The 19,011-nt window shown below is 71.3% G+C and carries 18 protein-coding genes and 4 tRNA genes; 8 read left to right on the top strand and 14 right to left on the bottom strand.

The window, feature by feature from the left end; all coding sequences use genetic code 11:
• Positions 1-107 precede the first annotated feature (107 nt).
• From D1825_RS16165 to D1825_RS16155, 3 genes are all read right to left on the bottom strand, one after another.
• Positions 108-183: transfer RNA gene (locus D1825_RS16165), tRNA-Phe, on the bottom strand.
• A gap of 54 nt (positions 184-237) precedes the next feature.
• Positions 238-311 (bottom strand) — tRNA-Asp (locus D1825_RS16160).
• Between the two features lie 54 nt (positions 312-365).
• Positions 366-438: transfer RNA gene (locus D1825_RS16155), tRNA-Glu, on the bottom strand.
• A 133-nt stretch (positions 439-571) separates the two neighbouring features.
• Here D1825_RS16155 and D1825_RS16150 point away from each other — a divergent pair.
• From D1825_RS16150 to D1825_RS16140, 3 genes are read left to right on the top strand one after another with little or no spacing between them, the layout of a single operon-like run.
• Entirely contained in the window at positions 572-916 is a 345-nt protein-coding gene (locus D1825_RS16150; protein ID WP_118768486.1) for a metallopeptidase family protein, read from the top strand.
• Positions 916-1,830, top strand: a complete 915-nt coding sequence (locus D1825_RS16145; protein WP_118768442.1) for a cation diffusion facilitator family transporter — start codon at positions 916-918, stop codon at positions 1,828-1,830. Before D1825_RS16150 ends, D1825_RS16145 begins: the two co-directional genes overlap by 1 nt.
• 39 nt (positions 1,831-1,869) lie before the next feature.
• Positions 1,870-2,769: an LLM class flavin-dependent oxidoreductase gene (locus tag D1825_RS16140; RefSeq protein ID WP_118768441.1), complete on the top strand. Its 900-nt coding sequence runs from the start codon at positions 1,870-1,872 to the stop codon at positions 2,767-2,769.
• A gap of 53 nt (positions 2,770-2,822) precedes the next feature.
• Here D1825_RS16140 and D1825_RS16135 read toward each other — a convergent pair whose 3' ends face one another.
• Positions 2,823-4,316: an MFS transporter gene (locus D1825_RS16135; RefSeq protein ID WP_233549947.1), complete on the bottom strand. Its 1,494-nt coding sequence runs from the start codon at positions 4,314-4,316 to the stop codon at positions 2,823-2,825.
• Positions 4,317-4,448: 132 nt separating this feature from the next.
• Between D1825_RS16135 and D1825_RS16130 the strand changes: the two genes are divergently transcribed.
• A complete protein-coding gene (locus D1825_RS16130) occupies positions 4,449-5,096 on the top strand; it encodes a TetR/AcrR family transcriptional regulator (RefSeq protein WP_118768439.1) in 648 nt (215 codons plus the stop codon).
• Between the two features lie 4 nt (positions 5,097-5,100).
• Here the strand turns inward: D1825_RS16130 and D1825_RS16125 are convergent, their stop codons facing one another.
• Positions 5,101-5,484, bottom strand: coding sequence for a VOC family protein (locus tag D1825_RS16125; protein WP_118768438.1), 384 nt, complete (start codon positions 5,482-5,484; stop codon positions 5,101-5,103).
• 61 nt (positions 5,485-5,545) lie between these two features.
• Here D1825_RS16125 and D1825_RS16120 point away from each other — a divergent pair, with 61 nt between their 5' ends.
• Complete coding sequence (locus tag D1825_RS16120; protein ID WP_118768437.1) at positions 5,546-6,487, top strand: helix-turn-helix transcriptional regulator; 942 nt, start codon at positions 5,546-5,548, stop codon at positions 6,485-6,487.
• Between the two features lie 8 nt (positions 6,488-6,495).
• Here D1825_RS16120 and D1825_RS16115 read toward each other — a convergent pair whose 3' ends face one another.
• From D1825_RS16115 to D1825_RS16085, 7 genes are all read right to left on the bottom strand, one after another.
• Positions 6,496-7,074, bottom strand: coding sequence for a sugar O-acetyltransferase (locus D1825_RS16115; protein ID WP_118768485.1), 579 nt, complete (start codon positions 7,072-7,074; stop codon positions 6,496-6,498).
• Between the two features lie 60 nt (positions 7,075-7,134).
• Positions 7,135-8,829: an ABC transporter ATP-binding protein gene (locus tag D1825_RS16110; protein ID WP_118768436.1), complete on the bottom strand. Its 1,695-nt coding sequence runs from the start codon at positions 8,827-8,829 to the stop codon at positions 7,135-7,137.
• On the bottom strand, positions 8,826-9,911 hold the full coding sequence (locus tag D1825_RS16105) for an ABC transporter permease (RefSeq protein WP_118768435.1): 1,086 nt from the start codon (positions 9,909-9,911) through the stop codon (positions 8,826-8,828). The genes D1825_RS16110 and D1825_RS16105 overlap by 4 nt, the downstream gene beginning before the upstream one ends.
• Position 9,912: 1 nt before the next feature.
• Positions 9,913-11,019 carry an ABC transporter permease gene (locus tag D1825_RS16100; protein WP_118768434.1) on the bottom strand — a complete coding sequence of 369 codons (1,107 nt, stop codon included), beginning with the start codon at positions 11,017-11,019 and terminating at the stop codon, positions 9,913-9,915.
• Between the two features lie 74 nt (positions 11,020-11,093).
• A complete protein-coding gene (locus D1825_RS16095) occupies positions 11,094-12,731 on the bottom strand; it encodes an ABC transporter substrate-binding protein (RefSeq protein ID WP_118768433.1) in 1,638 nt (545 codons plus the stop codon).
• Between the two features lie 208 nt (positions 12,732-12,939).
• Complete coding sequence (locus tag D1825_RS18485; RefSeq protein ID WP_199721627.1) at positions 12,940-13,359, bottom strand: SHOCT domain-containing protein; 420 nt, start codon at positions 13,357-13,359, stop codon at positions 12,940-12,942.
• A 202-nt stretch (positions 13,360-13,561) separates the two neighbouring features.
• Positions 13,562-14,128 (bottom strand): TetR/AcrR family transcriptional regulator, encoded by a 567-nt coding sequence (locus tag D1825_RS16085; RefSeq protein WP_118768432.1) that lies wholly within the window; start codon positions 14,126-14,128, stop codon positions 13,562-13,564.
• 50 nt (positions 14,129-14,178) lie between these two features.
• On the opposite strand from D1825_RS16085, the gene D1825_RS16080 reads away from it, so the two are divergent.
• From D1825_RS16080 to D1825_RS16070, 3 genes are all read left to right on the top strand, one after another.
• The gene (locus D1825_RS16080) at positions 14,179-15,108 is read left to right on the top strand and encodes an SDR family oxidoreductase (RefSeq protein ID WP_233549946.1); all 930 of its coding nucleotides are present in this window, start codon (positions 14,179-14,181) and stop codon (positions 15,106-15,108) included.
• Positions 15,109-15,168: 60 nt separating this feature from the next.
• On the top strand, positions 15,169-16,140 hold the full coding sequence (locus tag D1825_RS16075; protein ID WP_118768430.1) for a hypothetical protein: 972 nt from the start codon (positions 15,169-15,171) through the stop codon (positions 16,138-16,140).
• Between the two features lie 320 nt (positions 16,141-16,460).
• Positions 16,461-17,285 (top strand): tyrosine-type recombinase/integrase, encoded by an 825-nt coding sequence (locus tag D1825_RS16070; protein WP_118768429.1) that lies wholly within the window; start codon positions 16,461-16,463, stop codon positions 17,283-17,285.
• 4 nt (positions 17,286-17,289) lie between these two features.
• Here D1825_RS16070 and D1825_RS16065 read toward each other — a convergent pair.
• Both D1825_RS16065 and D1825_RS16060 read right to left on the bottom strand, forming a co-directional pair.
• Positions 17,290-17,362, bottom strand: a tRNA-Lys gene (locus D1825_RS16065).
• 221 nt (positions 17,363-17,583) lie between these two features.
• Entirely contained in the window at positions 17,584-18,840 is a 1,257-nt protein-coding gene (locus D1825_RS16060; protein ID WP_158580762.1) for an endonuclease/exonuclease/phosphatase family protein, read from the bottom strand.
• Between the last annotated feature and the right edge of the window lie 171 nt (positions 18,841-19,011).

The raw sequence follows: 19,011 nt of genomic DNA, 5'->3' as shown, positions 1-19,011 counted from the left end.
GCACCGGAAACCTAACCCCCCACGGCGGCGGTGTGCAGCCCCGCAGCGCATCGGGAGGTCCCGGGAATGACGAAGCCCCGCTGCGCCGGTGGCGTGCGGGGCTTGCGTGGTGGCTCCGACCGGCGTCGATCCGGTGACCTTTCGATTTTCAGTCGAACGCTCTACCAACTGAGCTACAGAGCCGTGAGGGAACCAGCCCTCGAACGAGAACGCCGGTCCGAGGACCGGCGCTTCGAGCGACCCCGACGGGACTTGAACCCGCGACCTCCGCCGTGACAGGGCGGCGCGCTAACCAACTGCGCTACGGGGCCTCGTGTACTGCTGCGAGACCTTACTTCGTGTACTGCGACCTGCTGAACTGCTCGTACCCCCAACGGGATTCGAACCCGTGCTACCGCCGTGAAAGGGCGGGGTCCTAGGCCGCTAGACGATGAGGGCTAAGTCCCGCCCCCGGCGGCGAGGCGCCGGGAACCGGTGATGAGCATACGTGGTCATCGGCCGGATCTCCAAAGTGAGTGACCTCGGGGTCGGTGGGAGCCCGCTGAGCAGGCAGGATGGTGCCGTGTTCGAGATGGCGCGCGAGGAGTTCGAGGATGCCGTCCGTGATGCGCTCGACGAGATCCCCGAGGAGCTCGCGCGCGTCATGGAGAACGTCGTCGTGCTCGTCGAGGACCACGCGCCGCCCGACGAGCCCGACCTGCTCGGTCTGTACGAGGGCACGCCGCTCACCGAGCGCACCTCGTTCTGGGCCGCGGGCTCGCTGCCGGACCGGATCTTCGTCTACCGCCTGCCGACCCTCGCGATCTGCGACACCCGCGACGACGTGATCGAGGAGGTGGCGATCACGGTGGTGCACGAGATCGCCCACCACTTCGGCATCGACGACGACAAGCTGCACGAGCTGGGCTGGGGCTGATGGGGCACAGCCACGACCACGGCCACGCGACCGCCGCACACGCGCACCGCGGGCGGCTCGCTGCTGTCCTCGCGCTGACGCTCACCGTGATGGTCGTCGAGGTCGTCGGCGGCATCGCGTCGGGTTCGTTCGCGCTCGTCGCCGACGCCGGCCACATGCTCACCGACGCGGCCGGCGTCGCCCTCGCGCTGGGGGCGACCGCGCTCGCGGCCCGGCCCGCGACCGCCGAGCGGACGTTCGGGTGGCAGCGCGCCGAGATGCTCGCCGCGCTGGTCAACGGGCTGCTGATCCTCGTCGTCGGCGTGCTGGTCCTCGCGGGGGGCATCCGCCGGATCGTCGACCCGCAGGAGGTCGAGGGCGGGCTCATGCTCGTCATCGCATGCGTGGGACTGGTCGCCAACGGGATCGGGCTGCTGCTCCTGGTGCCGGGTCAGCGCGACTCGCTCAACGTGCGCGGCGCCTACCTGGAGGTGCTCGGCGACCTGCTCGGCTCGGCGGCGGTCATCGCCGCGGCCCTCGTCGTGCTGACGACCGGGTTCGAGCGGGCCGACGGCGTCGCGTCCGTGCTCATCGGCGTGATGATCCTGCCGCGAGCCGTGGGGCTGCTCAAGCAGGTCGCGACCGTGCTGCTCGAGGCGACCCCGGCGGGCGTGGACCTGGCCGCCGTGCGGGCGCACATCTGCGGCGTGCGAGGCGTGGTCGGCGTGCACGACCTGCACGCCTGGACCATCACGTCCGGGGTGCCGGTGCTGTCCGCGCACGTCGAGGTGCCCGACGAGGTGCTCGAGCGTGGCGAGGCCGGCCGCGTGCTCGACGACCTGCGGGGCTGCCTCGCCGGCCACTTCGACGTCGACCACTGCACCTTCCAGCTCGAACCCCCCTCCACCGGCGCGGAGCCGCACACCCACGCGTAACCCCCCGGGGTCGCGGGAGGGGGCCGTTAGGGTCGGGGGATGGTTGCCGTCGGGGTCGTGCTGTTGCCGCAGGATCGGTGGGCCGTGGCCCGGGACAAGTGGCGGCAGGCCGAGGAGTGGGGCTTCGACCACGCCTGGACCTACGACCACCTCTCGTGGCGGACGCTCGTCGACGAGCCGTGGTTCGCCACGGTCCCGCTGCTGGCCGCCGCGGCCGCCGTCACCGAGCGGATCCAGCTCGGCACGTTCGTCGCCTCCCCGAACTTCCGCCACCCAGTGCCGTTCGGCAAGGACGTGCTCGGCCTCGACGACATCTCCGGCGGCCGGTTCCTGCTCGGTCTGGGTGCCGGCGGCGAGGGCTTCGACGCGGGCGTGCTCGGCCCGGCGCCCACGCGCGGCGAGCGCACGCGGCGGTTCGAGGAGTTCGTCGACGTGCTCGACCACCTGCTCACCCAGCCCCGGACGGACCACGCGGGCGAGTTCTACGAGGCGCACGACGCCCGGATGATCCCCGTCCCGGCCACCCGGCCGCCGTTCCTGCTGGCCGCGGCCGGCCCGCGGACGATGGCGCTGGCCGCTCGTCGCGGGGACGGGTGGGTGACGTACGGCTCGTCGTTCGTGCCCGACGAGGTCAGCGACGACCGCCACGCCGCGCACGAGCTCTGGTGGGCGGAGCTGGCGACGGCGTCGGCGCAGATGGACGAGGCCGAGACCGCCGCCGGGCGGTCCACCCCGCTGCGCCGCTACCTCAACCTCGACGGCGCCCCGATCTTCTCGCTCGAGTCCGCGCAGGTGGCCATCGAGGGGATCGAGCGGGCAGCGGCGCTCGGCTTCACGGACGTGATCGTGCACTGGCCGCGCGACGAGGGCATCTACGCCGGCCCGCAGCGCGCGCTCGAGGAGCTGGCCGCCGCCCTCCCTGGGCTCCAGGCGCTCTAGCGAGGACGACGCAGCCCCGCGCCGCGGGGAGCGACGCGGGGCTGCGGGGCACGTCAGTGCGCGAGCACGGACTCCGGGGCAGGGCCGGCCGGCGAGGCCTCGAGGCGCGCGGCGCGGTCCGCCCGGGTGCGGAACATCGTGGCCGCCATGACGGCGCCGATCGCGAAGATCCCGGCCGACCACGTGTAGGCCGTCGAGTAGCCCTCGAGCGCGGCCTGGGCGAGCACGTCGGGCGTCTTGGCTGCCTGGTCCGCGAGGAACGCGGTGGTCGCGGTCGCGGCCAGGGTGTTGAGCAGCGCGGTGCCGATGGCGCCGCCCACCTGCTGGCTCGTCGAGACCATCGCCGAGGCGGCACCCGCCTGCTGCGGCGCGACGCCGAGCGTCGCGAGCTGGAACGACGCGGGCATGATCGAGGCCATCCCGACGCCGAGGATCACGAGCCCCGGCAGCACGTGCCAGTAGGTGGAGTCCACCTCGAGCGTGGTGAACCAGAGCATCCCGAGCGCGCCGAGAGTCATGCCGATCGGCACGAGCACCTTGGGCCCGAAGCGCGGCAGCAGGATGTTGCTCATGATCTGCGCGGTGATGATGATCGAGACGATCATCGGCAGGAACGCGACGCCGGTCTGCATGGGCGAGTAGTCGAGCGTCGCCTGCAGGTAGTAGGTGACGAACAGGAACGCACCGAACATGCCCGAGCCCGCGACGAGGATCGACAGGAACGAGGCGCCGCGGTCGCGGTCGAGGATCACGGTGAGCGGCAGCACGGGGAACTCGGCGCGGCGCTGGCGGGCGACGAACGCGACGAGCAGGACGACGCTCGCGACGAGCGAGCCCCACGTCAGCGGCGAGTCCCAGCCCTTGGGCTCGGCCTGCGAGAAGCCGAACACGAGCGCGAACAGGCCCGCCGAGCCGAGCAGCACGTCCGGGATGGCGAGGTGGCCGTGGCTGGCGTGGCGGCTGCTGGTGAGCAGGATCGAGCCGGCGACGAACGCGATGACCGCGATCACGACGTTGACGTAGAGGTTCCAGCGCCAGTCGAAGTTCTCGGTGAGGAACCCGCCGAGCAGCAGGCCGATGGCCCCGCCCATGCCGGCGATCGCACCGAAGACGCCGAACGCGCGGGCACGCTCCTTGGGGATCGTGAACGTGGTGGTCAGCACGGAGAGCGCGGCCGGGGCGAGGACCGCACCGAAGACGCCCTGCAGGGCGCGGGCACCGACGAGGAGCTCGAAGGTCTGCGCCGCGCCGCCGAGGGCCGAGGCCGTCGCGAAGCCGACGAGGCCGATGAGGAACATGCGACGCCGCCCGAACATGTCGGACAGGCGGCCGCCGAGCAGCAGGAGGCTGCCGAACGCGAGCGCGTACGCGGTGACGACCCACTGGCGGTCGTTGTCGGAGAAGCCGAGGTCCGCCTGGGCGGACGGCAGGGCGATGTTCACGATGGTCGCGTCGAGGACGACCATGAGCTGCGCCAGCGCGACCGTCGCGAGGACGAACCAGCGGCGGCGGCCCGAGTGGTCGGGCGTGGGGGATGTCGAGGACATGGGGGACTCCATGGACGTCGTGGTCGGTGGAGCGACTGTAATACAGGACTACACAGTTCCGGAACCCCCGAGTTCCGGAACTAGCGCGTGTCGTTTCGAGGTAGGGTGAGCTTCGGAGAGAGCGGAGGCCCCATGACGGCGTACGACGAGGACGTCCTCGCGGCGGCCCCTGCGCGGCGTCCCGGCAGGCGCCGGGACGACTCCAAGGACGACGTGATCCTCGAGGCCGCGCGCCAGCTCATCGCCGAGCGCGGGTACGAGGGTATGACGATGGACGCGGTGGCCGAGCGCGCCGGGACCGGCAAGGCGACCGTCTACCGTCGCTGGCCGTCCAAGGTCGAGCTCACGGTCGACGCCGTCATCTGCGGCCGCCCGCTGCTGACGATCGACGACGTCCCGGACACGGGCTCGCTGCGCTCGGACCTGCTGGCCACGCGCGGCGTGCCGCAGGGCACGCGCAACGACGAGCTCATGCACGGGCTGCACCAGGCGGCGCAGGCGGACCCGCAGGTCGCCGCCGTGTTCCACGAGCAGTTCGTCGCCGCCCGGACCGCGCTCATGCGCGGCCTGCTCGAGCGGGCCAAGGAACGCGGCGAGATCGCCCCGGGGCGCGACCTCGACATGATCGCGACCGTCGCGCCGGCGATGATCGCCTACCAGAAGGTGGTCGCGGGCAAGAAGGTCGGGCCCGAGTTCATCGAGCGGATGATCGACACGATCATCCTGCCGCTCGCGACGGGCACGACCCCCCTGCCGACGGCGCCTGGCGACCCCGCCTGACGGCTCACGCGTGGGCGAGCCAGTTCGGGTTCGTCATCAGGCCCAGGACGTTGCCGAACGGGTCGACGACCGACGCGGTCACGAACCCCGCGCCGCGCTCGCGGACCTCGTCGTGCTGCGTGGCTCCGAGCGCCAGAGCGCGCTCGAACGTCGCCTCGAGCTCGTCGACGTGCCAGTAGACGATGGCGCCGGACGGGCCGCCCTGGTTCGGGGCGTAGCGCCGGTCGACGATGCCGAGCTCGTCGTCGTGATCGCCCAGGCGGAACTCGACGTAGCCGTCGCGGACGAAGTAGGGCTCGAGGTCGAGGAAGTCGGCGTACCAGCGCTGGGCAGCGGGGACGTCGTCGGCGAAGAGGGACGTGTTGGCGAGACCGCGGAATGTGTTCATGGCTCCACTCTCGCGTTCAAAGTGCTCACCTTCTGACTACTTTGCTGGCTAGATTTGCCGCATGCGCGCCGATCGGTTGGTCTCCGTCCTCCTGCTCATGCAGGCGCACGGCCGGGTGACAGCGGCCGAGCTGGCCGAGCAGCTCGAGATCTCGGTCGCCACGGCCCGGCGCGACCTCGAGGCCCTGTCCACGGCGGGCATCCCCGTCTACCCGCAGCCCGGGCGGGGCGGCGGGTGGTCGCTCGTCGGCGGTTCGCGCACCGATCTGACCGGGCTGACCGCGGCCGAGGCGCAGGCGCTGTTCCTGCTCGTCGGGCCGACGTCCGGCAGGGCGCCCGAGGCGACGTCCGCGCTGCGCAAGCTCGTCCGCGCACTCCCCGAGACGTTCCGGGCCGACGCCGAGGCGGCTGCGGGCGCGGTGCTGGTCGACAGGTCGCGCTGGGGACGGACCCCGCACGACGAGCTCGCTCCTGCGGCCCTCGCCGACCTGCAGGCCGCGGTAGTCCGCCGCCGCCAGGTCGGCTTCCGCTACCGGGAGGCGGCCGCGCCGCGCACGGTCGACCCGTGGGCGCTCGTCGACAAGGACGGCACCTGGTACCTCCTGGCCGGGACACCGGCCGGTCGACGCACCTTCCGGGTCGATCGGATCAGCGGCGTCGAGGTGCTCGCGTCGACGTTCCCGCGTCCGCCCGCCCTCGACGTCGCGGCGATGTGGGACGAGGTCGTGGACGCGGTCGAAGCGCGCCGGACCGCCGTCACGGCGCAGGTGCTCGTGCCCGGGCGTCTCGTGCCGGTGCTCGAGGGCCAGCTCGGTCGCGCCTGCCGGGTGGTCGGGACCGAGAGCGACGGGCGCACCCGGATGGAGGTCTCGGCGCACATGGCCCGCGCCGTGGCCGAGCAGCTCGCCGGGCACGGGACCTCGATCGAGGTCGTCTCGCCGCCCGCGGTGGTCGACGAGCTCGCGCGGATCGGCCGCGAGCTCGTCGACGCCTACGGGGTCTAGCCGTCGGGTCAGACGTGCCGGACCACCCGGGCGGGGTTGCCGACGGCCACGACGTTCGCCGGGACGTCCCGCGTGACGACCGCGCCCGCGCCGATCACCGCGTTGTCGCCGATCGTGACCCCCGGGCAGACGATCACGCCGCCGCCGAGCCAGACGTTGTCGCCGATCGTGATGGGCTTCGCGGCCTCGAGCTTGTCCCGGCGCGGCTGCGGGTCCACGGGGTGCGTGGGGGTGAGCAGCTGGACGTTCGGGCCGATCATGCAGTCGTCGCCGATCCTGATCGCCGCCACGTCGAGCGCGGTGAGGTGGTAGTTGATCGCGGTGCGCGCGCCGATGTGGATGTTGGACCCGAGGTCGACGAACAGCGGCGGGCGGATCGTGGAGCCCTCGCCCAGCGTGCCGAGCAGGTCGACGAGGACCGCGTGGCCGGCCGCCTCGTCGTGCAGGGCGGTGCGCCCGTACTCGTCGGCCAGCAGGGCGGCCCGGCGGGCGAGCGCCTCGACCTCCGCGTCGGCGACGTAGAAGTCGCCCGCGAGCATCCGTTCGGCGTGGGTGCGCGGGTCGTCAGCGAAGTAGTCGGTCGTCATGGCCCCGACGGTACGCATCCGGTGGCCGGCCCGCCCGAGCGGCGAGCCGGCCACCGGGCGCTACGCGCGGGTCGCCTCCCACGCCGTGCGGCGCGCGGCCTGCTCGACTGGGTCCGGCACGGGAAGCGAGGCGAGCAACCGCTGCGTGTACGGGTGCTGGGGAGCGCCGAGGACGTCGTCGCCCGTGCCCTCCTCCACCACCAGCCCGCGGTGCAGCACCATGATCCGGTCCGCGAGCAGGTCGACGACGGCCAGGTCGTGGCTGATGAACAGGCACGCGAACCCGAGCTCGGACTGCAGCCGGGCGAACAGGTCGAGCACGCGGGCCTGCACGGAGACGTCGAGCGCCGAGGTCGGCTCGTCGGCGATGAGCAGCTCCGGGTCGAGCGCGAGGGCCCGCGCGAGCGACGCGCGCTGCCGCTGCCCGCCCGAGAGCTCGTGCGGGAACCGGTCGCCGAACGCGCGCGGCAGCTGGACCGCCTCGAGCAGCTCGTCGACCCGGCCGCGGGCCGCGTGCGGGGAGGCCGCGACGCCGTGCACGACGAGCGGCTCGGCGATGCACTGCGCGATCGTGAGCAGCGGGTTGAAGCTCGTCGCCGGGTCCTGGAAGACGAACCCGATCCGCTTGCGCACGGGCCGGAACCGGCGCTCGCGCACACCGTTCATCTCGATGCCGAGCACCTCGAGCGAGCCCTCGCTCACGGGGGTCAGCCCCCCGATCGCGCGGCCGATCGTCGTCTTGCCGGAGCCCGACTCGCCGACGAGCCCGACGACCTCGCCCGGCCCGATCCGCAGGTCGACGCCGTCGACCGCCGTGAACCCGGGCGTCCGCAGGCGGCCGGGGTAGGTGATCCGCAGGCCGCGGGCCTCCACGACCGCCGGGCCGTCGCGGTCGACGACCTTGCGGGCCAGGCTCGCCTCGGCGGACTCGGACCGGTCCCGCAGGCGCAGGCCACCGACGCGGGGGACCGCGTCGAGCAGCGCGCGCGTGTAGGCGTGCTGCGGAGCGGCGAACAGGTCGGCCACCGAGGCCTGCTCCACGATCTCGCCGTCGTACATCACGGCGACGCGGTCGGCCAGGTCCGCGACCACGCCCATGTTGTGCGTGATCAGGACGACGGCCGTGCCGAACTCGGCCGGCAGACGACGCAGCAGGTCGAGGATCTCGGCCTGCACGGTGACGTCCAGGGCGGTCGTCGGCTCGTCCGCGATGATCAGGCTCGGGTTGAGCACGAGCGCCTGGGCGATCACGATGCGCTGCTTCTGCCCGCCCGAGAACTGGTGCGGGTAGTGGTCGACCCGGTGCTCGGGGTCGGGGATGCCGACGCGTCGCAGCACGTCGATCGCGCGCTCGCGGGCCTCGGCGCGCGACAGCCCACCGTGGGCGCGCAGCCCTTCGGCGATCTGCCAGCCCACCGGGAACACCGGGTTGAGCACGCTCGACGGCTCCTGGAACACCATCGCGGCGTCGCGACCGCGCACCGCGCGCAGGTCGGCGCCGGACAGCGTCGTGACGTCGTGCGGCGCCGAGCCGTCCGGCCGGCTCAGCAGCACCGCGCCCGAGGTCTGCGCTGTGGAGGGGAGCAGGCCGAGGATCGAGCGGGCGGTCACGGTCTTGCCCGACCCGGACTCGCCGACGACGGCGAGCACCTCGCCCGGCTCGACGTGCAGGCTCACGCCGCGCACGGCCCGCACGGGCCCCGCATCGGTGTCGAACGTGATGGTCAGGTCCTGGATGTCGACGACGCGGCTCACGCGCGCTCTCCGTCCTCGGCCGTGGGGCCGGACAGGGGGAAGTCGGGCGGGCCCTCGAGGTCGTCCATACCGGCGACTCCCTCCGGTCCGGCGCTGAGCACGCCGCCCGGCACGGCCGTCGTCGTGCCCACCACGCCCGCGGTCGCCGCGGCGCGACGACGCGTGCGCAGGCGCGGGTCGGCGAGGTCGTTGAGGGACTCGCCCACGAGGCTGACGCCGAGCACGGCGAGGATGATCGCGACGCCCGGCGGGATGGCGGTCCACCAGATGCCGCTCGTCACGTCGGCCAGGGCCTTGTTGAGGTCGTAGCCCCAGTCGCCCGCCTCGGTGGGCTCGATGCCGAAGCCGAGGAACCCGAGCCCGGCGAGCGTGAGCACCGCCTCGCCCGCGTTGAGGGTGACGATCAGCGGCAGCGTGCGGGTCGAGTTGCGCAGCACGTGGCGGGTCATGATCCGGGTGTGGCTGGACCCGACCACGCGCGCCGACTCGACGAACGCCTCGGCCTTGATCCGTACGGCCTCGGCCCGGATGACGCGGAAGTACTGCGGGATGAACACGACCGTGATCGAGATGGCGGTGGCCAGGATGCCGCCCCACATCGAGGACTGGCCGCCGCTGATGACGATGGCCGCGAGGATCGCGAGCAGCAGGGACGGGAACGCGTAGATCGCGTCGGCGATCACGACGAGCACGCGGTCGAGCCAGCCGCCGAAGTAGCCGGAGACCAGGCCGATGGCGACGCCGAGGAAGATCGACAGCGCGACGCCGATGACGATCGTGAGCAGCGCGGTGCGCGCGCCCCAGATGACGCGGCTGAGCACGTCGAACCCGCCGACCGTGGTGCCGAGCCAGTGGTCGGCGGACGGTCCCTGCTGGGCGCCGAAGAGCTCGCCGCCGGCGCGCAGTTGGTCCCAGCTGTAGGGCGCCAGGAGCGGCGCGAAGATCGCGGTGAGGACGAAGATCGCGGTGAGCACGAGGCCGGCGACGAGCATCGTGCGTTGCAGGCCGACGCTCGTGCGCAGCTGGTGGACGACGGGCAGGCGCTTGTAGAGCGGGGCCCTCTCGGGGATGACGGTGGTCATGTCAGTACCTGATCCGGGGGTCGACGAGGGCCGCGACGACGTCGACCAGGAAGTTCGTCACGGCGACGATGACGGCGAGCAGCGCGACCAGGCCCTGCACGGCGACGAAGTCGCGCGCCAGCAGGTACTGGACGAGCTGGAAGCCGAGGCCCTTCCACTCGAACGTGGTCTCGGTGAGGACGGCGCCTGCGAGCAGCATGGCGATCTGGAGGCCGATGACGGTGATGATCGGGACGAGCGCGGGCCGCCACGCGTGCTTGCGCAGCAGCCGGCGCTCGTGCACGCCCCGGGAGCGCGCGGCCTCGACGTAGCCGGTCGAGAGCGTGCCGATGACGTTGGTGCGCACCAGGCGCAGGAACACGCCGGCGGTGAGCAGGCCGAGGGCGAGCGCGGGCAGGATGGCGTGCTCGAGCACGTCCTGCACCGCGGCGGGGTCGCCCGTGCTGATCGCGTCGATCAGGTAGATGCCGGTGCCCGCGCCGTGGCGCTGCAGCTGGATCTCGGTGCCGGTCGTCGCGCGGCCCGCCACGGGGAGCCAGTCGAGCCACACCGAGAACACGAGCTTGAGCAGGATGCCGGCGAAGAAGACAGGCGTCGCGTAGACGACGACGGCGGAGATGCGCAGCGTCGCGTCGACGCCGCGGTCGCGGCGCGCTGCGGCGATCCGGCCGAGCGGGATGCCGACGAGGAACGCCACGACCAGCGCGTACGCGGCGAGCTCGAGGGTCGCCGTGCCGTACGTGAGCAGCACCTCGGTGACCGGGCGGTGGTCGGAGATCGTCGTGCCGAAGTCGCCGCGCAGGATGCTGCCGAGGTAGTCGAGGTACTGCACGAGCACCGGGCGGTCGTAGCCCGCGCTGTGGATGCGCTCGGCCAGCTGGTCCGGAGGGAGGCGGCCGCCGAGGGCCGCGGTGATCGGGTCGCCCGTGGCCCGCATCATGACGAACACGGTCGTCACGAGGATGAGGATCGTCGGGAAGATCAGCAGGAAGCGGACCAGCAGGTAGCGGCCGAGGCCTCCGCCGGACTTGCGGGGTCCGGTCTTCGTGGTGCCGGGGAGCGGAGCCGGATCGACGTCGGTCGGCTCGCTCGTGGTGGTCGAGGTCATGAAGGTCCTGACGTGGTGCGGGTGGGGACCGGGCGAGCCCCCGCTCCCGGGATGGGAGCGGGGGCTCGTCGGCCTTACTTCGACAGGGCCGCGTAGCGGAACTTGAAGGAGGCGTCGAGGGTGTCCTCGGTGCCCTTCACGTCCTTGCCGACGACGGCGACCTGGGCGCCCTGCAGGTACGGGACCGTGGACAGGTCCTTCGCCACGAGGTCCTGGATCTGCTCGATGAGCTTGGTCCGGGCGTCGGCGTCGGCCGTGGTGGCCTGCTGCAGGATCAGGTCGTTGACCTGCTTGTTGTCGTAGTGGTTGGACAGGAAGTTCTCCGTGAGGAAGAACGGCGTCAGGTAGTTGTCGGCGTCCGAGTAGTCCGGGAACCAGCCGAGCTGGTAGGCCGGGTAGACGTCGGCGACGCGGTCGTCGGAGTACTGGCCCCACTCGGTGGACTTCGAGTCGACGGCGAAGATGCCGTCGGCCTGCAGCTGGTCCTTGATCTGGCCGTACTCGTCGGCCGACGACGGACCGTAGTGCTCGCTCGAGTACTGCAGCTTGAGCTGCACCGGCAGCGTGACGCCGGCGTCCTCGAGCGTCTTCTTCGCCTTGGCCGCGTCGGGTCCGCCCTGGCCGTCGCCGTACAGGCCCTTGAGCGACTCGGTCGCGCCGGTCAGGCCGTCGGGCACGTAGGAGTACAGGGGCGTGTAGGTGCCCTTGTAGACCTGCTCGGAGAGGGCCTTGCGGTCGATCAGGTCCGCGACGGCCTGCCGGACGGCGAGCGCCTTGGCCGGGTCGGCCTCGGGGGTCTTCGCGCCGTAGGGCTGGGTGTCGAAGTTGAACGTGATGTAGCGGATCTCGCCGCCGGGGCCGTCGACGACCGTGACCTTGTCGTCCTTGCGCAGGTCGTCGATGTCGGTCGCGGCCAGGCTGCGGAACGCGACGTCGATGTTGCCCTGCTGGATGTCGAGCTTGAGGTTGGACGCCTCGGCGTAGTATTTGACGTTGACCTCGGCGGTCTTGGCCGCGCCCAGGATGCCCTTGTAGCCGTCGAACGCCTTGTACGCGACGAGGTTGTTCAGGTCGTAGTCCGTGATCTCGTACTGGCCAGCGAAAGCGTTGGCCTTGACGATGTCGGCGTCCGGCGTGAGCGCGTCGGGGGAGAAGGACTCCTCGTCGACGATCGGGCCGGCCGGGCTCGACAGGATCTGCGGGAAGATCTGGTCGTCCTTCGACTTCAGGTGGAAGACCACCGTCGTCGGGTCCACGGCCTCGGTGCTCTCGAGGTTGTAGAGCAGCGACGACGGGCCGTTCTCGTCGGCGATCTTGACCTGGCGGTCGAACGTGAACTTCACGTCCGACGAGGTCAGGTCGTGGCCGTTGGCCCACTTCAGGCCGGCCTTGAGCTTGACGGTGTACTCCGTGGGGCCCGTGAACTCGGCCGACTCGGCGATGTCCGGCTCGACGTCTGGGCTGCCGTACGGCGTGTTCAGCAGGAACGGGTAGACCTGGTTCATCACGGCGAACGAGCCGTTGTCGTACGACCCGGCGGGGTCGAGCGAGGTCACCTTGTCGGTGGTGCCGATCGTCAGGGTTCCGCCGCCGTCGCCCGAGGCGCCGTCGTCGTCCTTGTTGCTCGAGCATGCCGTGAGCACGAGCGCACCCACGGCCAGTCCTGCGGTCGTCGCGACGAGGCGACGCCGGTTTCCAGCAAGCGAAGACATCCGGTTCCTCTTCCGTCAGAGCCGCCCGTGGTGGCCGGCTTGATTCCAGGTGGACGGTTGTCTAGCACACAGTTGTGTCACAGGTCACCCAGTTGCTACCAATGAGTAACGCCGCGGTCTCGGTGTGGTCACACGCGCGCGTGAACGTTCACACGCGCAACCGTGCGACGGCGGCCCGGGCGGGCCGTCGCTGCAGGTCGTGGTGGTGCTAGAGGCCGAGCGTCTGCCGCTTGGCCGCGGCGAACTCCTCGTCGTCGAGGACTCCGGACTCGTGCAGGCGCACGAGGCGGTCGAGCTTGTCCGGCACCGATCCGTCGAGGTCGACGACGGCGTCGTCCTCCGGGACGTCCGGCACGTCGATCAGGCGCGGCTCGTCAGGCTTGGCGGCGCGCGCGCCCACCTTCGTTGCGTCGTACGCGCGGGTGCCCGCGTCCACCGCGGCGGTCGCGAACGTCACCGCTCCGGCGGCCGCCCCGGCCACCACGGGGGCCGCCTTGGACTTCAGCGTCGCCTGGGTCTGGGCGCTCACCGGCAGCTTGTCGATGCCCTTGCCCAGGGCGTCCGCCGTGCTCGACCCGATGTCGAACGCGCGGATCCGGTCGCTCATCGTCTTGCGCTTCTCAGCCACGTGACTCCCCACCTGGTTCAGCGTCTTCGGTGTCTGGGAGCGTACCTCCGGGTGTCTCAGCCTGCGATCCCTCGCCCGCGTGCACCCTGGCGCGCCGGCCGGCCCCATCCCCGCCCATCCCCGTGAACGCAGCTCTCGTCGCAGCGTTCGTGCTGCTCAGCGGTGCGCGGGCTGCAACGTTCCCTGCAGCGATCGGCGCGGATCAGGTGCCCGAGGCCAGTGCGCGGAGCTCGTCGAGCGCTGCGGCGATGTCGGCGGCCAGGTCGCCCTCCTCGGGGCCGGCGATCCACGCCTCGAAGCCGATGCGGAACGCGGTCACCCCGGCCTCCGCGGCGACCGTCGCCGTCACCGCGGGGGTGCCGCGCTCGCGCAGGGCGGTGGCCGCGGCGGTGGCGAGCGTGGCCATCTTGAGCAGCTCGCGCTCCATGAGGCTCGGGTTGGCGGCGACCACGGCGGCCCGACGAACGGCGTGGTCGCGCGTCTCGCCGAGCAGTCGGCCGATGGGGGCGAACGCCTCGCCGACGACCTCGAGAGGAGCCCTGTCGGCCGGTGCCTGCGCGATGGCGGCGACGAGCATCGACTGCAAGGTTCCGGAGCCGTCGAACAGCACCTCGCGCTTGTCCGGGAAGTGCCGGAAGAAGGTCCGCTCGGTGACGCCGGCGCGCTCGGCGATGTCGCCGACGGTCGTCTGCTCGTACCCGCGCTCCGCGTAGAGCTCGAGCGCCACCTGCGCCAGTCGGCCGCGCGCGCCCGGTTCCCATCGACCCATGAGGGGGAGTGTAGTGATGACAGGATCTGACATCGGGTCTATCGTGAGTGATGACAGCAACTGACATCACCAAGGAGTACCCCATGCGCGTCTTCGTCACCGGAGCCTCCGGCTGGATCGGCTCGGCCGTCGTCCCCGAGCTCCTCGCAGCCGGCCACCACGTCGTCGGCCTCGCCCGGTCCGACGAGTCGGCCGCCCGCATCGTCGCCGCCGGCGCCGAGCCCCACGCCGGCAGCCTCGATGACCTCGAGAGCCTGCGTTCCGCGGCTGCCGCCGCCGACGCGGTGATCCACCTCGGCTTCAAGCACGACTTCTCCGACATGCCCGGCGCCTGGGCCACCGAACGGGCCGTCGTCCAGACCTTCCTCGACACGCTCGAGGGGTCGGACCGGCCGTTCCTGCTCGCCTCCGGCACGGCTGGCCTCGCGCCTGGCAGCGTCGTGACCGAGCGTGTCCCCTCGCTGGCGAGCGGTCCCGGCTCGCCGCGCGGCGGCGGGGAGAACCTCGCGCTGGACTACGCGACGCGCGGCGTCCGATCGGTCGCGCTGCGCTTCGCCCCGACCGTGCACGGCGAGGGCGACCACGGCTTCGTCGCGACCCTGGCGGGCATCGCCCGCACCCAGGGCGTAGCGGGCTACGTCGGCGACGGCTCGAACCTGTGGCCGGCTGTGCACCGCCGCGACGCCGCACGGCTCGTCGCCCTCGCCCTCGACAGCGCGCCCGCCGGGACCGTGGTGCACGCGATCGGCGAGGAGGGGGTGCCGACCCGCGCGATCGCCGAGGCGCTCGGCCGCGGGCTCGGCGTGCCCGCCGCGTCGATCGCGCCCGACGACGTAGACGCGCACTTCGGCTGGATCGGGCGGTTCTTCGCGCTCGACATCCCGTCCTCGAGCGCCCTCACGCGTGAGCTGCTCGGGTGGGAGCCGCGCGAGCAGGGGATCCTGGCGGACATCGAGGCGGGGTACTACACCGGAGCGTGACCCGCGCGGCCGGGCCCGCCCAGGCGGGCCCGGCTCGTCGGCCGCCGTACGCTACGGCGCGTGACTGACCTGCAGTGGCACGAGACGACGGCTGGAGCGGACTACCCGCACCGTGCCGCGCTGGCGATGATGGTCCACTTCTGGCGCAAGCCCTGGGCGCTCGTGGTCCCCGTGCTCCTCCTGCTGATGCTGCTGTTTGCGCTGGTCGACGGCGACTGGATCTCCCCGGTGGTCTTCGCGCTCGCGTTCGGATCCCTCGCCGCCCTGCAGTACTGGATCTACCGCCGCCAGTGCGGGCGCGCAGTGACCCCGGGCTCGGTCGTCCGCGCCGCGCTCGGGCCACACGAGCTGCTGCTGGAGGACCCGACGGGCTCGGCGGCCATCCCGTACGCGACCGTCCGTGCCATCCGGGTGCGGCGCGGCTTCGTCGTGCTGACGCGCCGCGGGCTGCCGCCTGTGGGGTTCGCGGCCGCGATGCTGCCCGACGACGCGCTCGCCGAGCTGCGCGCGCGGATCGCCGGCCGCCCGCAGCCCGCGCCACCCGTCTCGACGGCTGCCGAACCGGGCGACATCGTCAAGACGTTCGTGCCCGACGGGAGCTACGCGGGCCAGGCGGGGTGGGCCGGAGTGCGAGCCGTCTTCTTGGGTCGGCCGCGCCTCACGGTCGTCGCGGCGATCGTCGTCGTGGGAGTCCTCGGTTTCTACGTCACGGGCGGTGCCGGCGGGGTCATCGTCTGTGCCGCGTTCCTCGTTCTTCTCGTCGCCGTCATGTATCTGTCCTGTCGACGAGCGGTCCGCCGGCAGCAGCCGCCGGGCTCGACCGTGTCGTTCGTCATCGGCGCCGACGGCGTACGGGCCGACTGGGCGACAGCCCGCGTCGAGGCCCCCTACTCGACGTTCGACCGGGTGGAGCGGCGGGGCGACGTGCTGCTGCTGCGCGTGCAGGCGTCGAGCGGGTTCTGGATGCTGCCGGCGTCGGTGCTCTCGGACGACGAGGTCGTCCTGCTCCGCGCCCGCATCGAGTCGCGCTGATCGATCGGTGGGCCCCGTGGGGATCGAACCCACAACCCGCGGATTACACGTCACCCCAGGTCAGCGACGCGCGGGTGATCGTCGGGCCGTGGGCTGCTGCACCGTTCGCTGACGACGAGCGGGCATCCTGATGCAGCGCGCCGTTACCACGCCGCGCGCGGTTCGGTAGGGCAAACGAGCAGGTCAGGGCTAATGCCACACGAACGAGCGTCGTCAACCTCCCCACCGTGAGGCGCGCGAGCGAACCGGGCCGAACATCCCTGCGACTCGTCGTCGCGGCTACCGATGCCACCACTTCACATCAAAGTGAGGGGAACGGCATGAACTGGCAGGGGGCCATCGCGGCATGGGTGCAGGCGCTGCGCGGAGCGGGTCGTAGACCACAGACCATCGTGCTCTACCGCCACTACCTGAACCACACGGCCGCAGCGCTCCGGGGTTCGCCTTGGGCCGTCACCACGGCCGACCTTGAGCGGCTACTCGGCGAGCTCGCCGTTGGTCCGTCCGCGAAGAAGTCACTGCGGACTGTCGTCTGCGGGTTCTACCGCTGGGCGCTGCGCAGCGGCCACATCACCCACGACCCGGCTGCCGGCCTCCCAACAGTTCGAGTGCCCCGCGGGCGTCCCAGGCCAACGCCGGAGGGCATCGTCGCCGACGCGCTGCAACGGGCCGACGGCCGCGAGCGCCTCATGGTCGAGCTCGGCGCGCTGGCAGGCCTCAGGGCCGGCGAGATTTCGCGGGTGCACCGCAATGACTACGACGGCGACATGCTCTTGGTCCACGGCAAGGGTGGCCACGAGCGTCTTGTCCCCATCATCGACGGGAATCTGCGTGACGCGCTGGTCGCGTGCGACGGGTGGCTCTTCCCGAACGTTCAGCGCGGTGGGCACCTGACGCCGAACCACGTCTCGAAGCTGCTCTCGGCGCTGCTGCCGGCCCCGTGGACCGCCCACACCCTGCGACACCGGTTCGGGACTGTCGCCTACGCGGCGACGCGCGACCTGCTCGCGGTGTCCAACCTCCTAGGGCACGCCTCGACGGAGACGACGCTCATCTACGTGCGGATGCCTACCGACCACCTACGGAACGCGGTCGCGGCCGCGGCGACCATCGGCGCCGTCCGGCCCGCGTCGGCAGCAGTATGACCCGTGAGGCCGGTGGGGCTCGAACCCACGACCCGAGGATTAAAAGTCCCCTGCTCTGCCAACTGAGCTACGGCCCCAGAGCAGGAGGCTACCCGGGACATGCGGCCGTCAGAGACGCCGCGCGGCGGCGCGGGCCTCCCTGCACCTCGGGAAGAGGATGTGCGGGTCCTCACCGTCCCTGCTGTCACGGATCAGATGTCGCACGGTGCGCGCGATGAGAGTGCGACGAGAGCCAGCGCGACGCGACGGACGGCGTCTCCGGTCCGATATTCCCGAGGACGCCGTCCGGCTGAGCCCGTCAGGGTGCGTACGTGCCTGTCGACCACACGAACGAGTGGTCGCTGTCTCGCTGGCTGTAATTTGGCAAGCCCGTCACGGTTGTTCCGGACATCGTGTAGCCGCGCTGGGTGCCGTCGATGACGCCACTCGCGTACTCGCCGCTTGAGAGTTCTAGAACCTCACGCCAGTCGGTGATCGTCACGCTCGTCGGGAAGTACACGTGATCGAGGTGCCGGCCCTGGAGCTGGTAGGCCTGTGCGTTCGCGGTGTCGTCCCAGTAGGAGTTGAACTTCTGGGTGTCCTGGGCTACAGCCTGGCTAGCCGCCGGGAGGGCGGGGACGACGTTTGCGTTCCAGTCCCTGAAGCCGGACCGCCACACGGTCGAGGTCACACGCGTCTTGAGGCCGTAGGAAGTTGCAGATGCGCCGGGGTCAGCGTTGTCCCGGTATTTGTAGCCGGCCTGAGTCATGAAGCAGAAGGTCTGCGACCGCGTGGTGTCCATCGCAGAGATCGACTCTGTGCTCGTCGCCTGGGCGGTGCAGTCCGAAGCGCTGGCGGCATAGCCGTAGTCATTGAAGTCGCCGAGGAAGATCTGAGGTGCGGCGTCGGACGGCAATTGGTTGAGGATCACGTCCTTGAGCTGGATCGACCGCGACCGCATGCGGATCGCCACTGCAACGTCCGAAGGCGGAACGACCGCGGCGCCCGATCCCAGGCGGTACACGGAGCTGACGCCGGCACTGAGATGGACGTTCACGGCCGTGTACTTCTTTCCGTCAAGCTTGCTCTCAAACGTCTGGTAGACGAACGTCCTGGCTGCGCCTCGATCTTGGTAGCGATCGCTTCCGAGCCCGGACCAGACCTCCTTCGCAGGGATCGTCCCAACGCCGGCTGGCGCGATCTTCTTCCAGGAGTTCGGGTTGTAGTAGATGGCCAGCCCCTTGGTCGTCGGCGATACGTAGGCGCCGCCAACTGCGAACTTGTAGCCACGGCATTCCATGCTTGCGCGGAGGGGGTTCGAGCTGCTGTCAGCTTGCGGGTCCGGCGCCTCCTGGAAGCCGACGATGTCGGGGTTGTACTTGACGACTCGGACTGCGACGTCAAACGATCGTGAACCCGTGCCCTCCCAGGGCCTGGCTAGGGCACGACCACCGTCGCCGGCGACGTTGTACGTCCCGACCTTGATCTCACCCGACGGCGAGCCGTCGCGATCCGGAGTTGAGACACATCCAGTCTCTGCGGACGCTGGCGCGGTCAGCGCCAGTGGCGTTGCCATGGCGATAAGCCCTATTAGTACTGCTGCGTTGCGACGTCGTCGTTGCATCGTTGCCCCCGGATCAGGTGTGAAGGACTTTGGCCGAAGCAAACTAGCAGCCCGCCTTGCGGCACGACTCGATTCGCCGTCCTCGGGGCGCAGCCGAGCGCGGAATTCCCAGCAACCCGAGGC

The organism is Cellulomonas rhizosphaerae, from assembly GCF_003470205.1.
Taxonomy (GTDB): Bacteria; Actinomycetota; Actinomycetes; order Actinomycetales; family Cellulomonadaceae; genus Cellulomonas; species Cellulomonas rhizosphaerae.
This window is presented reverse-complemented; position numbering and strand designations above follow the sequence as displayed.

Bases quoted from the DNA above. Each gene is read 5' to 3' on its own strand.
- D1825_RS16150 (WP_118768486.1), top strand. From the start codon at position 572: ATGGCGCGCGAGGAGTTCGAGGATGCCGTCCGTGATGCGCTCGACGAG.
- D1825_RS16145 (WP_118768442.1), top strand. From the start codon at position 916: ATGGGGCACAGCCACGACCACGGCCACGCGACCGCCGCACACGCGCAC.
- D1825_RS16140 (WP_118768441.1), top strand. From the start codon at position 1,870: ATGGTTGCCGTCGGGGTCGTGCTGTTGCCGCAGGATCGGTGGGCCGTG.
- D1825_RS16135 (WP_233549947.1), bottom strand. From the start codon at position 4,316: ATGTCCTCGACATCCCCCACGCCCGACCACTCGGGCCGCCGCCGCTGG.
- D1825_RS16130 (WP_118768439.1), top strand. From the start codon at position 4,449: ATGACGGCGTACGACGAGGACGTCCTCGCGGCGGCCCCTGCGCGGCGT.
- D1825_RS16125 (WP_118768438.1), bottom strand. From the start codon at position 5,484: ATGAACACATTCCGCGGTCTCGCCAACACGTCCCTCTTCGCCGACGAC.
- D1825_RS16120 (WP_118768437.1), top strand. From the start codon at position 5,546: ATGCGCGCCGATCGGTTGGTCTCCGTCCTCCTGCTCATGCAGGCGCAC.
- D1825_RS16115 (WP_118768485.1), bottom strand. From the start codon at position 7,074: ATGACGACCGACTACTTCGCTGACGACCCGCGCACCCACGCCGAACGG.
- D1825_RS16105 (WP_118768435.1), bottom strand. From the start codon at position 9,911: ATGACCACCGTCATCCCCGAGAGGGCCCCGCTCTACAAGCGCCTGCCC.
- D1825_RS16100 (WP_118768434.1), bottom strand. From the start codon at position 11,019: ATGACCTCGACCACCACGAGCGAGCCGACCGACGTCGATCCGGCTCCG.
- D1825_RS16095 (WP_118768433.1), bottom strand. From the start codon at position 12,731: ATGTCTTCGCTTGCTGGAAACCGGCGTCGCCTCGTCGCGACGACCGCA.
- D1825_RS16085 (WP_118768432.1), bottom strand. From the start codon at position 14,128: ATGGGTCGATGGGAACCGGGCGCGCGCGGCCGACTGGCGCAGGTGGCG.
- D1825_RS16080 (WP_233549946.1), top strand. From the start codon at position 14,179: ATGACAGCAACTGACATCACCAAGGAGTACCCCATGCGCGTCTTCGTC.
- D1825_RS16070 (WP_118768429.1), top strand. From the start codon at position 16,461: ATGAACTGGCAGGGGGCCATCGCGGCATGGGTGCAGGCGCTGCGCGGA.
- D1825_RS16060 (WP_158580762.1), bottom strand. From the start codon at position 18,840: ATGGCAACGCCACTGGCGCTGACCGCGCCAGCGTCCGCAGAGACTGGA.